At 69.1% G+C, this 11,989-nt stretch carries 14 protein-coding genes; 5 read left to right on the top strand and 9 right to left on the bottom strand.

The features are described 5' to 3' along the window. Positions 1 to 56 precede the first annotated feature (56 nt). The 5 genes from recO (at position 57) to BMX97_RS26500 (ending at position 4,080) form a co-directional block, all read left to right on the top strand. Complete coding sequence (recO, locus tag BMX97_RS26520; RefSeq protein ID WP_091754182.1) at positions 57 to 797, top strand: DNA repair protein RecO; 741 nt, start codon at positions 57 to 59, stop codon at positions 795 to 797. A 123-nt stretch (positions 798 to 920) separates the two neighbouring features. Next, positions 921 to 3,182: a DNA topoisomerase IV subunit A gene (parC, locus tag BMX97_RS26515; RefSeq protein WP_091754181.1), complete on the top strand. Its 2,262-nt coding sequence runs from the start codon at positions 921 to 923 to the stop codon at positions 3,180 to 3,182. Between the two features lie 18 nt (positions 3,183 to 3,200). Continuing rightward, entirely contained in the window at positions 3,201 to 3,509 is a 309-nt protein-coding gene (locus BMX97_RS26510; RefSeq protein ID WP_091754180.1) for a hypothetical protein, read from the top strand. Further along, positions 3,506 to 3,700 (top strand): hypothetical protein, encoded by a 195-nt coding sequence (locus BMX97_RS26505; protein ID WP_091754179.1) that lies wholly within the window; start codon positions 3,506 to 3,508, stop codon positions 3,698 to 3,700. Before BMX97_RS26510 ends, BMX97_RS26505 begins: the two co-directional genes overlap by 4 nt. 14 nt (positions 3,701 to 3,714) lie before the next feature. Next, positions 3,715 to 4,080, top strand: coding sequence for a hypothetical protein (locus BMX97_RS26500; protein WP_143074718.1), 366 nt, complete (start codon positions 3,715 to 3,717; stop codon positions 4,078 to 4,080). Positions 4,081 to 4,117: 37 nt separating this feature from the next. Here the strand turns inward: BMX97_RS26500 and BMX97_RS26495 are convergent, their stop codons facing one another. The 9 genes from BMX97_RS26495 to BMX97_RS26455 form a co-directional block, all read right to left on the bottom strand. Next, positions 4,118 to 4,813: a DUF2268 domain-containing putative Zn-dependent protease gene (locus tag BMX97_RS26495; protein WP_091754177.1), complete on the bottom strand. Its 696-nt coding sequence runs from the start codon at positions 4,811 to 4,813 to the stop codon at positions 4,118 to 4,120. 66 nt (positions 4,814 to 4,879) lie between these two features. Further along, entirely contained in the window at positions 4,880 to 5,563 is a 684-nt protein-coding gene (rpe, locus tag BMX97_RS26490; protein ID WP_091754176.1) for a ribulose-phosphate 3-epimerase, read from the bottom strand. 129 nt (positions 5,564 to 5,692) lie between these two features. After that, a complete protein-coding gene (gene infA / locus BMX97_RS26485) occupies positions 5,693 to 5,971 on the bottom strand; it encodes a translation initiation factor IF-1 (RefSeq protein ID WP_048429304.1) in 279 nt (92 codons plus the stop codon). Between the two features lie 254 nt (positions 5,972 to 6,225). Beyond that, complete coding sequence (locus BMX97_RS26480; RefSeq protein WP_091754175.1) at positions 6,226 to 7,353, bottom strand: branched-chain amino acid ABC transporter substrate-binding protein; 1,128 nt, start codon at positions 7,351 to 7,353, stop codon at positions 6,226 to 6,228. 170 nt (positions 7,354 to 7,523) lie between these two features. Then, on the bottom strand, positions 7,524 to 7,877 hold the full coding sequence (locus BMX97_RS26475; protein WP_091754174.1) for a DUF6867 family protein: 354 nt from the start codon (positions 7,875 to 7,877) through the stop codon (positions 7,524 to 7,526). Beyond that, positions 7,877 to 8,659: an ABC transporter ATP-binding protein gene (locus tag BMX97_RS26470; protein ID WP_091754173.1), complete on the bottom strand. Its 783-nt coding sequence runs from the start codon at positions 8,657 to 8,659 to the stop codon at positions 7,877 to 7,879. The genes BMX97_RS26475 and BMX97_RS26470 overlap by 1 nt, the downstream gene beginning before the upstream one ends. Next, positions 8,656 to 9,531, bottom strand: a complete 876-nt coding sequence (locus BMX97_RS26465) for an ABC transporter ATP-binding protein (protein WP_280142817.1) — start codon at positions 9,529 to 9,531, stop codon at positions 8,656 to 8,658. Before BMX97_RS26465 ends, BMX97_RS26470 begins: the two co-directional genes overlap by 4 nt. Further along, positions 9,531 to 10,949 (bottom strand): high-affinity branched-chain amino acid ABC transporter permease LivM, encoded by a 1,419-nt coding sequence (gene livM / locus BMX97_RS26460; RefSeq protein ID WP_091754172.1) that lies wholly within the window; start codon positions 10,947 to 10,949, stop codon positions 9,531 to 9,533. Before livM ends, BMX97_RS26465 begins: the two co-directional genes overlap by 1 nt. Then, entirely contained in the window at positions 10,949 to 11,869 is a 921-nt protein-coding gene (locus tag BMX97_RS26455; protein ID WP_048429299.1) for a branched-chain amino acid ABC transporter permease, read from the bottom strand. Before BMX97_RS26455 ends, livM begins: the two co-directional genes overlap by 1 nt. Between the last annotated feature and the right edge of the window lie 120 nt (positions 11,870 to 11,989).

Here is an 11,989-nt window from a genome sequence, read left to right as displayed (position 1 = left end):
CGGCGCCCGCGTGAAGCCCGTTCGGCTTTTCGCCCGCGAGACGCTATCTAGCGTCCATGCAATGGACGGATGACGGGCTGGTTCTCGGGGCGCGGCGGCACGGCGAGACCGGCGTCGTCCTCGAGTTGATGACGGCCGAGCACGGCCGACATCTCGGGCTCGTCCATGGCGGGCGCTCGCGCCGGATGCAGCCGGTGCTCCAGCCGGGCAACCTCGTGCGGGCGGTGTGGCGGGCGCGGCTCGACGAGTCGCTCGGCGCCTACGCGGTCGAGCCGATCGAGAGCGCCAGCGCCCGGCTGGTCGGCTCGCGGATCGCCCTCTATGGCATCGGCTACGCCGCCGGGCTGATGCGGCTCCTGCCCGAGCGCGATCCGCACCCGGCCCTGTTCGCCGCCGCGCGCGTGCTGATCGAGCATCTGCACGAGCCCGAACTGGCCCCCGCCCTGATGGTCCGCTTCGAACTGGCGATGCTCGCCGAACTCGGCTTCGGCCTCGACCTGTCGGCCTGCGCCGCCACCGGCGCCAACGAGTACCTCGCCTACGTCTCGCCGCGGAGCGGGCGGGCGGTGAGCGCGGCGGCCGGCGAGCCCTGGCGCGACCGGCTCCTGGCGTTGCCCGACTTCCTGGTCGACCGGCCGGACCGGCGCGGCCTCAACGTGCCGACGCCCCGGGAGGTCAAGCAAGGCTTTACCTTAACGGCTTATTTCCTCGACCAGCACATCTGGAGGCCGAACGATCTCGCCGAGCCGGAGGAGCGGGTGCGGTTCGTGGCCCTGGGGACCGCCGGGGCGGACTGACCCGCGGTCCCGGCCGCGGGCCGCGTTCCTGGCAGCATTCCTGGCCGCGTTTCTGGCCATCGGTCAATGTTCGTGTTATGTTCTGGTCTTGAGACCGCCGAAATCGTGAGTTGATCTGCGCCCATGGGAAAGCCCTTCGAGCCACCCTCCGATCGCGACGGGATCGAGAACGTCGACCTGAAGGCGGCGCTCGAGGAGCGCTACCTCGCCTACGCGCTCTCGACCATCATGCACCGGGCGCTGCCGGATGCCCGTGACGGCCTCAAGCCCGTCCATCGCCGCATCCTGCACGCGATGCGGCTGCTGCGCCTCGATCCCGGCAGCGCTTACAAGAAATGCGCCCGCGTCGTCGGCGACGTGATCGGCAAGTACCACCCCCACGGCGACGTCGCGGTCTACGACGCGCTCGTGCGCCTCGCGCAAGATTTCGCCCAGCGCTACCCGCTGGTCGACGGCCAGGGCAATTTCGGCAACATCGACGGCGACAACCCGGCGGCCCAGCGGTACACCGAGTGCCGGATGACCGAGGTCGCCCGCCTCCTCCTCGAGGGGATGGACGAGGACGCGGTCGATTTCCGCCCGAACTACGACGGGCAGGAAGAGGAGCCGGTGGTCCTGCCGGCGGCCTTCCCGAACCTGCTCGCCAACGGCTCGCAGGGCATCGCCGTCGGCATGGCGACCTCGATCCCGCCCCACAACGTGGCGGAGCTGTGCGACGCGGCGCTCTATCTCATCGGCCACCGCGACGCGACGTCGGAGCAGCTGACCACCTTCGTCAAGGGACCGGACTTCCCGACCGGCGGCATCGTCATCGATTCCGCCGCCTCGATCTCCGAGGCCTACCGCACCGGCCGCGGGGGTTTCCGGGTCCGGGCGCGCTGGCAGAAGGAGGATCTCGGCCGCGGCACCTGGGTGGTGGTCGTCACCGAGATTCCCTACGGCGTGCCGAAGGCCCGGCTGATCGAGAAGATGGCCGAGCTTCTCCACGAGAAGAAGCTGCCGCTGCTCGCCGACGTGCGCGACGAATCGGCCGAGGACGTGCGGGTGGTGCTCGAGCCGCGCTCGCGCACCGTCGACCCCGTGGTGCTGATGGAATCGCTCTTTCGGCTCACCGAGCTGGAGAGCCGCATCTCGCTCAACATGAACGTGCTCGTCGGCGGGACGGTGCCGCGGGTGATCGGCCTGGCCGAGGCGCTGCGCGAGTGGCTCGACCATCGCCGGGTCGTGCTGCAGCGCCGCTCGCGCCACCGCCTCGCCCAGATCGAGCGGCGGCTCGAGATCCTCGGCGGCCTGCTCATCGTCTATCTCGACCTCGACCGGGTGATCCAGATCATCCGCGAGGAGGACGAGCCGAAGGCCGAGCTGATGCGGGTCTTCGAACTCACCGAGCTGCAGGCCAACGCCATCCTCGACACCCGCCTGCGCAGCTTGCGCAAGCTCGAGGAGATGGAGCTGAAGCGCGAGTTCGACACGCTGACCGCCGAGAAGGCCGACCTCGACGGCCTGCTCGGTTCCGACGACCTGCAGTGGAAGGCGATCACCAAGCAGATCCGCGGCGTGCGCAAGACCTACGGTCCCGAGACGCCGCTCGGCCGGCGCCGCACCACGCTCGAAAACCCGCCCGACACCTCGGGCATCGACTTCTCCGAGGCGATGGTCGAGCGCGAGCCGATCACCGTGATCGTGTCGCAGAAGGGCTGGATCCGCGCGCTCAAGGGCCACGTCGCCGACCTCTCGGCGGTGCAGTTCAAGGGCGACGACACCCTGAAGGTGAGCTTCCCGACCGAGACCACCGCCAAGATCCTGGTGCTGGCCTCGAACGGCAAGGTCTTCACCCTGGAGGCCGCCAAGCTCCCGGGCGGGCGCGGCTTCGGCGATCCGGTCCGCCTGATGGTCGACATGGACGAGGGCTCGGAGATCGTCACCGTCTGGGCCCACAAGCCCGGGGTGAAGCTCCTGCTCTGCACCACCGACGGGCGCGGCTTCGTCACCCCGGCCGACGGGCTCGTCGCCAACACCCGCAAGGGCAAGCAGGTGATCGGCCTCGACGAGCCGGCCACCGCGAGCCTCGTCGTCGAGGTGGGGGAGGGCGACCACGCCGCCGCCTGCGGCACCAACCGGCTCATGACGGTGTTCCCGCTGGCGGAGATTCCCGAAATGGTCCGCGGCAAGGGCGTGCGGCTGCAGAAGTACCGCGACGGCGCCCTCGACTCCGTCGTGATCTTCCGCCTCGCCGACGGCCTCACCTGGCCCGACAGCGCCGGGCGCACCCGGACCGTGGCGGGCGAGGAGCTGGCGAAGTGGGTCGGCCATCGCGGGGGCGCCGGGACGATGGCGCCGCGGGGCTATCCCAAGGTCGATCCGAGCAAGGCCGGTCGTCCGTGACGGAGGCCCGGATCGCGCATGGTGGGTGGACCGCGACCCCGAGGGGACGGCGACCGGGAGGATGACCCGGACTCCGACGAGGCGCGCGAGCGGGCCGAACTCGCCCGCGACATCCTCGTCCACAACGAGCAGGTGAAGCTGACCGCCAACCTGATGAATATCGGAGCGGCGGGCTTCACCATCACGGGCATCGTCGCCCCGCTCACCGCCGCCATGGCGGCGACGGGCCGCGTCACTGCGCCCGCCCTCGCGCTGATGGCCGTTTGGTTCGTGCTCGGCGTTGGTCTACACTTCGGTGCGAGGCTGACGTTGACGACCCTGCGATGATGAGCCTGACGATCTACGCCCTGGTCCTGGTGCCGTGCCTCGTCGCCGGCGCGGCGGCGCTCGGCCTGACGACGCTCCGCCGTTCGGCCGCCCGGCTCGACCGGCGGGCGGCAAAGGTCGCGGTGAAGGCCGCCCCGCCCCGGAGCCCGCGGGTGAATCCGGGGGCGGTCCGGCGGGCGATCGGGCGCTGACTATCGGGATGCGGATGGCCCGTCCCGCAGCGGCCGTCCTGTTCGTCGTCCTTCCGGTCGCGACGGCGCTCGCCGAAGTCTCGGACAAGCTCGATGAGACACGCGCGGGTCAGTGGAACGTCACTTGGGCCCTTCTCGTGATGACCGCCTTTGCGGCAGCGAGCGGATGGCGCCGGGCGTTGCTGTTATGGCCGGTCACCGCGATCTGGAGCTTGATCGTGCTCTGGACGGTTTGGGAATGGTCCGGCGAGATCCGGCGGGAAGGAGAGCTGGCCCTGCTGTGGGAGAGCGGAGCGATGGACGCGGCATTGCTCCTCACGCCTCTCCTCTTTGCAGGACTTGCGCGACGGTGGCAGCGGACCAAGGCATCGTCGGCGTAGCCGAAGCGTCGGCCGTCTCGGCACGTTCACGACGCAGTCAGGGCAGGTCTCGCTGCTCCACCGCCAGCGTTTCCAAGATCGGCGCGAGCACCGGCCACGCCTCCTTGGCCGATAGCGTCGCGGCCTCCGAGGCGGTCATGCCTCGGGTGGCGAGGTATCGCCGGACCAGCTCGTAGCCGAGCGAGTAGCCGCCGCTCCACGGCCAAGCGGGATCGGAACGGTCGCCGTAGAACCAGCGGTTATGGTCGTAACGTGTCTCTGCCCACGCATCGCGGGCGAGGCCGGCAAGTGCCGACAAGCGCGGGCCGCGCACTGCGAGGGCGTAGTTGGGGGTCGGGCAACCGACCTCCTCCTGAAAGCATTGCGCGAGCCCCTCGGCCAGGAGGTTGGCGCCGAACGTGTCGTGCGGGCCGGGCCCTCGGAACCGGCGCAGATGGTGCAGTTCGTGGGCCAGCGTCGTCGTCAGCTGTTCCGACCAGGAGGGAGTCCAGGCGTCCAGGTCCATCGTATCGACGCCGATCGTCAGGCGCGCGATGCCGTGTGCGTAGGCGTTGAGGTTCCAGCCCGGAATGAGCCAACGGGCCGGGGTGGGAGCAACCACGACGTCGACGCGGTCGAGGCCGAGACGCGGGACGATCCCGGCGGCTGCGGTGTCCAGGCACCCGACGATCCGATCGAGCATGCCAGGTGGACATTCCGCCATGGCATCGAGTGCGATGAACCGGATCGTCATGGCGCAGTCCGAAACCGAGAGCCGGCAATTACCTTCGGTCAGTGACGATCCACCCGCAAGCCGGATTCATACCCACTGCCCGATCGCCCCCTCCGCCGCCCGGCGGATCGCCGCGATGTTGGGAGCGTAAGCCTCGCGCCCGCCCTTGAAGGTGGCCGAGCCGGCGACGAGCGCGTTCGCCCCCGCCTTCACGACGGCCGGCGCGGTCTCCGCGGTCACGCCGCCATCGACCTCGATGTCGATGTCGCGGCCGCCGACCATGGCGCGCACCCGCGAGACCGTCTCGCAGACCGAGCCGATGAAGCTCTGGCCGCCGAAGCCCGGGTTGACGGTCATGCACAGCACGAGGTCGACCATGTCGAGCACCGGCTCGACGAGGCTCGCCGGCGAGCCCGGATTGATGGCCACGCCCGCCTTCTTGCCGAGCGCCCGGATGGTCTGGAGCGAGCGGTGCAGGTGCGGGCCCGCCTCGGCATGGACCGTGATGATGTCGGCGCCGGCCTCCGCGAAGGCCGCCAGATAGGGATCGGCCGGAGCGATCATCAGGTGGACGTCGAACACCGCGCTGGTATGCGGCCGCAGAGCCTTCACCACGACCGGGCCGAAGGTGAGGTTGGGCACGAAATGCCCGTCCATCACGTCGATATGGACCCAGTCGGCCCCGGCCGCGACCACGTCGCGGACCTCCTCGCCGAGCCGCGCGAAGTCGGCCGAGAGGATCGAGGGGGCGATCACCAGGGGACGGGTCATGGCAGGCCTCGCAAGGGTCGCAGGGCAAGGGTCGCAGGGCAGGGGATCACGGGCACATGAGTGCAGATGCGCAAAAGGCCAGGGTTCTCACCCCAGCCCCGCACAGACATCGGTCTTGTTGGAGAAGGATCAGCGCCGGCGGAACTGGCTGCCGCCGCGGAACGGCGGACGCGGGCCCGAGGAGCGCTCGTCCTTGTGGCGGAACACCAGACGGCCCTTCTCGAGGTCGTAGGGCGACATCTCGACGGTGACGCGGTCGCCGGCCAGAGTCTTGATGCGGTTCTTCTTCATCTTGCCGGCCGTGTAGGCCACGATCTCGTGGCCCTGGTCGAGCTGCACGCGGTAACGCGCGTCCGGCAGGATCTCGAGCACGAGACCGTCGAACTGCATCAACTCTTCTTTCGCCATTCACACTCTCCACCCGGGTCGCCGTCGCGGTCGGCGCCGCCGGGAGCACATCTTCGAAACTGGGTCGCGACGCGGCCGGCCGTACGGGTGCTCGGCCGAGGTGCCGGGCGCGCTGATGGCCTTCTGACGCTTACCCGTGCATGTAAGGTGAGGCGTTGGGACGCGCAAGCCGTGGACGTGACGAACGCACGGCTTCGTCAACGGAAAAAGGCCCGGCGCGCGGGCGCGCCGGGCCGGTCCCGGGAGACCGGACTTTACTGGGTCTGCTCGTTGCCGGTGTAGTCGATCCGGCCGTCGGCGCCCTTCTTCCACATGTACATGACGTAGTCGGGACGGGTGATGTCGCCCTTCTTGTCGTACGAGATATCGCCGATCACGGTCTTGAACGGCTTGCCCTCGAGCATGTAGGTCGCGACCTTCTTGCCGTCGGTCGACTTGGTGGCTTCCATCGCGGCCTTCAGGATCTGGACGGCGGCGTAGGAGTAGAGGGTGTAGGCCTCGGGATCGATGTTCTTGGCCTTGAAGGCCGCGACCACGTCCTTGGCGTTCGGGTTCTTGCGGGCGTCCGGCGAGAAGGTCATCAGGGTGCCGTCGGCGCCCGGGCCGGCGATCTGGGCGAACTCCTTGTCGGTGATGCCGTCGCCGCTCATCAGCGGGGCGTTGAGGCCCTGGTCGCGCATCTGGCGCACGATCAGGCCGGCCTCGGTGTGCAGGCCGCCGTAATAGACCACGTCGGCCTTGGCCTGCTTCAGCTTCGAGACGAGCGCCGAATAGTCCTTCTCGCCCGGGTTGATGCCCTCGAACACCACGTCCTTGCCGCCCTTGGCCTTCAGGGCCTTGAGGGTCTCGTCGGCCAGGCCGCGGCCGTACGGGGTCTTGTCGTGGACGAAGGCGATGTTCTTGCCCTTGAACTTCTCGGCGAGCCAGGCGCCGGCGACCGCGCCCTGCTGGTCGTCGCGGCCGCAGGTGCGGAAGGTGTTCCACAGCTTGCGGTCGGTGTATTTCGGATTGGTCGAGGCCGGGGTGATCTCGACGATGCCGGACTCGGCGTAGACGTCGGAGGCCGGGATCGAGACGCCGGAGTTGAAGTGTCCGACCACGGCCTTCACGCCGTCGGCGGCGAACTTGTTGGCGACCGAGACGCCCTGCTTCGGGTCGGAGGCGTCGTCGCCGACGACCAGGACGATTTTCTGGCCGTTGATGCCGCCGGCCTTGTTGATGTCGGCGACCGCCTGCTCGGCGCCGTTCTTGAGCTGGGCGCCGAAGGCGGCGTTGTTGCCGGTGATCGGGCCGGCCACGCCGATCTTGATCTGCGCCTGCGCCGATCCGGCAAAGGCGAAGGTGGCCGCGAGGGCGAAGCCGGCCAACAGCGTGCGCTTCATCTCAGTACTCCTCTGGAACAACCAAGGTCGGGCTCGCGGGCCCTTTCGGCCGGGAGACCGGGGCGTGGGGCCCCGGATCGGTACCGGGACGTCGTCCCGGATCGGTAGTGCGCCCGGTGCTGGGCGCGTGGAAGGCGGCGCGGACGCGCTCGGGCGTGGACGCCTGGGGGTCAGGCTCCCGCCTTCGCCCGCCAGGAGAAGGGGCTGTTCCGCTCGTAGAGCCAGCGGTACTGGGTCGTCATCTGCCGGGCGCGGGTGGCGCGGTAGCCGGCCGAGCCGATGAGCAGGAGCACGATCGTGTCGACCACGTAGTAGTGCGGCGACAGGAACGAGCCCTCGAACAGGGCGTGGTGGATGAAGCGCACGGCGACGCCCAGCAGCAGCAGCGACAGGATCGCCTGCCAGTACGGCTTCCAGCCGAGCGCGATGCCGCGCCCGATCATCCAGGCCATCCAGCCGCCCATCACCACCGTGACGAGGAGGAAGAGCCAGATCGTGCTCTCCTCGTAGAGGATCCCCTGCATCAGTGCCGTCCTCCCTCGAGATAGGCGGCCTTCACCGACGGGTCGTCGAGGAGCTGCTTGCCGGTGCCCGACATGGTGATGGTGCCCGTCACCATGACGTAGCCGCGATGCGCGAGCTTGAGGGCGTGGTAGGCGTTCTGCTCGACGAGGAACACCGTCATGCCGTCGCGCTCGTTGAGCTCCTTGATGGCGGAGAAGATCTGCTTGACGATGAGCGGGGCCAGCCCCAGCGACGGCTCGTCGAGGAGCAGGAGCCGCGGCCGGCTCATCAGGGCACGGGCGATGGCCAGCATCTGCTGCTCGCCGCCCGACATCGTGCCGCCGCGCTGGTAGAGCCGCTCCTTGAGGCGCGGGAACATCCCGCAGACCCGCTCCAGGTCCTGCTCGAAATGCGCGCCGCCGTTGACGGCCGCCCCCATCTGCAGGTTCTCGTAGACGGTCATGCGCGGAAAGATCCGCCGCCCTTCCGGCGACTGCGCCAGGTTGAGGCGGGCGATCTCGTGGGTCGGCATCTTGGTGATGTCCCGGCCCGCATAGGTGATCGTGCCCTCGCGCGCCCGGGGGCTGCCGAAGATCGTCATCATCAGGGTCGACTTCCCGGCGCCGTTGGCGCCGATCAGCGTGACAATCTCGCCCTCGTTGACGTCGAGGTCGACGCCCTTGAGCGCGATGATGTTGCCGTAAAAGGTCTTGACCCCCCGCACCGTCAGGAGCGGGGCCCGGGTGCCGGCCGCCCGGGCGCGGGTCTCGTCCTGAAGGACGTTGATGCCGGCGACGCTCATACTCCCACCTCCGCCTCGACCTGCTCCACCTCGTCGTCCTCGACGCCGAGATAGGCGGCGATCACGCTCTGGTCGCTCTGGATCTCCGACGGCGTGCCGTCGGCGATCTTGGTGCCGTAATCGAGCACCACGACGTGGTCGGAGATCTCCATCACCACCGACATGTCGTGCTCGATCAGCAGGACCGAGGTGTCGTGGTCGTCGCGGATCGCCCGCAGCAGGTCGTTGAGCAGCAGCGATTCCCGCGGGTTGAGGCCGGCGGCCGGCTCGTCGAGGCAGAGCAGGACCGGGTCGGTGCACATGGCGCGGGCGATCTCGAGCCGGCGCTGGTCGCCGTAGGGCAGGGCGCCGGCCGGATCGTCGGCCCGGTCCATCAGGTGGATGCGCGTCAGCCAGTCCTTGGCCCGCTCCACCGCCACCGCCTCGGCGCGCCGGTACGACGGCAGGCCGAGCAGCCCGCCGATCGTGAAGCCCGACGAGACCATCAGCGGGTTGTGCTGGGCCACCAGCAGGTTCTCCAGCACGGTCATGCCGGTGAACAGCCGGATGTTCTGGAAGGTGCGGGCGACCCGCGCCGTCCGGTTCACCGCGTAGCCCGGCAGCTGCTCCAGAAGGTATTCCGACCCGTCGCGGTGGCGCAGGGTCATCATGCCTTCGGTCGGCTTGTAGAAGCCGGTGATGCAGTTGAACACCGTGGTCTTGCCGGCGCCGTTCGGGCCGATCAAGGCCGTGATGTCGCCGCGACCGACCTTGAACGACAGGTCGTTGACGGCGACGAGGCCCCCGAACCGCATGGTGACGTGGTCCACCGTCAGGACCGGGTCGGCCATGCGGGGGGAGGCGAGGGACGAGGAGGACATCGGGGCCGACATCAGCCGTGGCCCTCCTTCACGAGGGAGCCCGAGATGCGCTTGCGCTCCTTGAGGACGATCGAGGGCGCGCGTTCCGAGATCAGGCCGCGGGGGCGCCAGATCATCATCACCACCATGGCGAGGCCGAACAGGAGCAGGCGGTACTCGCTCGGATCGAACCCGTCGCCGAACACCGCCTTGAGGAAGCCGAGGTTGCGCAGCATCTCCGGCCCGCCGACCATCGCCACCGCGGCGACCGCGACGCCGATCTGCGAGCCCATGCCGCCGAGCACCACGATCGCCAGGATGATCGCGCTCTCGAGGAAGTTGAAGCTCTCCGGGCTGACGAAGCCCTGGCGCACGGCGAAGAACGAGCCGGCGAAGCCGCCGAACATCGCGCCGAGCGCGAAGGCCGTGAGCTTGGTGTTGGTGGTGTTGATGCCGAGCGAGCGGCAGGCGATCTCGTCCTCGCGCAGCGCTTCCCAGGCCCGGCCGATCGGCAGGCGGCGCAGCCGCAGCGTCACGCCGTTGGTGATCAGCGCCAGCGCCAGGATCAGGTAGTAGAGGAAGATCACCCGGTGCATCGGGCTGAAGTCGAGCCCGAACTTGGCCGCGAACCCGTCCTCGTCCGCCGTGAACGGGACCCCGAAGAAGGTGGCGCGCGGGATCGACGAGATACCGGCCGCGCCCCCGGAGAAATCGGTCCAGTTGATGAGCACCAGCCGGATGATCTCGCCGAAGGCGAGCGTCACGATGGCGAGGTAGTCGCCGCGCAGGCGCAGGACCGGGAAGCCCAGCACCATGCCCCACAGGCCCGCGAACAGGCCGGCGAGCGGCAGGCAGACCCAGAACGACAGGCCGAACACCGTCGACAGCAGGGCGTAGGAATACGCGCCCACCGCGTAGAACGCGACGTAGCCGAGATCAAGGAGGCCCGCGAGCCCGACCACGATGTTGAGGCCCCAGCCCAGCATCACGTAGGTGAGGATCAGGATGCCGAGGTCGATCCAGTAGCGCGACTCGCCGAGGCCCCCGGTGCCGAGCACCGCCAGCAGCGGGAAGGCGAGCGTCACGCCGAGGAAGGCGGGCAGCGCGTAGGACGAGACCTTCTGCGAGGCGTTCGGCTCGGCGTGGACCGCCTCCGTCGCCTGGGTCGGCGAGGGGGTCAGGGCCCGCCGGGCGTCGCGGTTGGCGACGATCAGCCGTTGGGCGAGCCGCGCCGCGAAGACGAGCCCGCACAGGATCGCGACGAGGCCCCAGCGCGGCACGAGGTCGAGGGCCGCGGTCTGGCTCAGATCGGTGCGGAAGGCGATGATCGGCACGCACAGGCCGAAGGTGACGAGCGCGAACAGCGCCGCGTCCTTGACGATCGCCGCCATGTCGGGGGCGGTGCGGTCGGCGGCGGGCGTGGCCGCCAGGGTGTTGGCCGGGTTCGCCATCAGACCTTCTCGACCTCGGGCCGGCCGAGGATGCCGGAGGGCATGAAGATGAGCACGATCGCGAGGATCGAGAACGCCGCGACGTCCTTGTACTCGATGGAGAAGTACGCCGACCAGAAGGTCTCGATCAGGCCGATGAGGAGACCGCCGAGCACCGCGCCGGGCAGGCTGCCGATGCCGCCGAGCACCGCGGCCGTGAAGGCCTTCACGCCGGGCGTGAAGCCGTCCGAGAACGAGACGACGCCGTAATAGAGGAGGTACATCGTGCCGGCGACCGCGGCCAGCGCCGCACCGAGCACGAAGGTGAGCGAGATGGTGCGGTCGACGTCGATGCCGAGCAGCGCCGCCATCTTGCGGTCCTGCTCGCAGGCGCGCTGCGCGCGGCCGAGCGGGGTCTTCTGCACCAGGTACCAGAACCCGGCGAGCAGCACGACGGTCGTCAGCATGATGATGATCTGCTTGTAGGACAGGGCGACGGCGTAGCCGTTCTCGCCGGTCCACAGCGTGATCACGTCGCGCATCATCGGCGGGGTCGGCTTGTTGCGGGCGCCCTGCACCACCTGGACGAAGTTCGACAGGAAGATCGAGACGCCGATCGCCGAGATCAGCGGCGCTAGGCGGAACGAGCCGCGCAGCGGCCGGTAGGCGATCCGCTCGATCGACCAGCCCCACAGGGCGGTGAGCGCCATCGCGACGATCAGCACGATCAGCAGCGCCAGGGCGATCGACGAGATGCCGAGCCAGGTCGTGACGATCAGGAAGGTGATCAGCGCGATGAAGGCCGAGAGCATGAACACGTCGCCGTGGGCGAAGTTGATCATGCCGATGATACCGAACACCATCGTGTAGCCGATGGCGATGAGGCCGTAGATCGACCCCAGCGTCAGCCCGTTGATGAGCTGCTGCGCGAAGACCTCCATGCGGTCACGTTCTCCGTTCGCGGGCCTCGCGGCCCGGACCTCCCCGAGCCGCGCCCCGTCATCCGGGTGTCACGGCCGTCCCTTGCGGCGAGGCTTAGCAAGCACCGCACCACTCTACAA

Origin of the sequence: Methylobacterium sp. ap11 (assembly GCF_900110515.1) — a bacterium.
Taxonomy (GTDB): Bacteria; Pseudomonadota; Alphaproteobacteria; order Rhizobiales; family Beijerinckiaceae; genus Methylobacterium; species Methylobacterium ajmalii.
This window is presented reverse-complemented; position numbering and strand designations above follow the sequence as displayed.

What these genes read in the sequence shown, in the direction of transcription:
- recO (WP_091754182.1), top strand. Translation starts at nt 57, where the DNA reads ATGCAATGGACGGATGACGGGCTGGTTCTCGGGGCGCGGCGGCACGGC.
- parC (WP_091754181.1), top strand. Translation starts at nt 921, where the DNA reads ATGGGAAAGCCCTTCGAGCCACCCTCCGATCGCGACGGGATCGAGAAC.
- BMX97_RS26510 (WP_091754180.1), top strand. Translation starts at nt 3,201, where the DNA reads ATGGTGGGTGGACCGCGACCCCGAGGGGACGGCGACCGGGAGGATGAC.
- BMX97_RS26505 (WP_091754179.1), top strand. Translation starts at nt 3,506, where the DNA reads ATGATGAGCCTGACGATCTACGCCCTGGTCCTGGTGCCGTGCCTCGTC.
- BMX97_RS26500 (WP_143074718.1), top strand. Translation starts at nt 3,715, where the DNA reads ATGGCCCGTCCCGCAGCGGCCGTCCTGTTCGTCGTCCTTCCGGTCGCG.
- BMX97_RS26495 (WP_091754177.1), bottom strand. Translation starts at nt 4,813, where the DNA reads ATGACGATCCGGTTCATCGCACTCGATGCCATGGCGGAATGTCCACCT.
- rpe (WP_091754176.1), bottom strand. Translation starts at nt 5,563, where the DNA reads ATGACCCGTCCCCTGGTGATCGCCCCCTCGATCCTCTCGGCCGACTTC.
- infA (WP_048429304.1), bottom strand. Translation starts at nt 5,971, where the DNA reads ATGGCGAAAGAAGAGTTGATGCAGTTCGACGGTCTCGTGCTCGAGATC.
- BMX97_RS26480 (WP_091754175.1), bottom strand. Translation starts at nt 7,353, where the DNA reads ATGAAGCGCACGCTGTTGGCCGGCTTCGCCCTCGCGGCCACCTTCGCC.
- BMX97_RS26475 (WP_091754174.1), bottom strand. Translation starts at nt 7,877, where the DNA reads ATGCAGGGGATCCTCTACGAGGAGAGCACGATCTGGCTCTTCCTCCTC.
- BMX97_RS26470 (WP_091754173.1), bottom strand. Translation starts at nt 8,659, where the DNA reads ATGAGCGTCGCCGGCATCAACGTCCTTCAGGACGAGACCCGCGCCCGG.
- BMX97_RS26465 (WP_280142817.1), bottom strand. Translation starts at nt 9,531, where the DNA reads ATGTCGGCCCCGATGTCCTCCTCGTCCCTCGCCTCCCCCCGCATGGCC.
- livM (WP_091754172.1), bottom strand. Translation starts at nt 10,949, where the DNA reads ATGGCGAACCCGGCCAACACCCTGGCGGCCACGCCCGCCGCCGACCGC.
- BMX97_RS26455 (WP_048429299.1), bottom strand. Translation starts at nt 11,869, where the DNA reads ATGGAGGTCTTCGCGCAGCAGCTCATCAACGGGCTGACGCTGGGGTCG.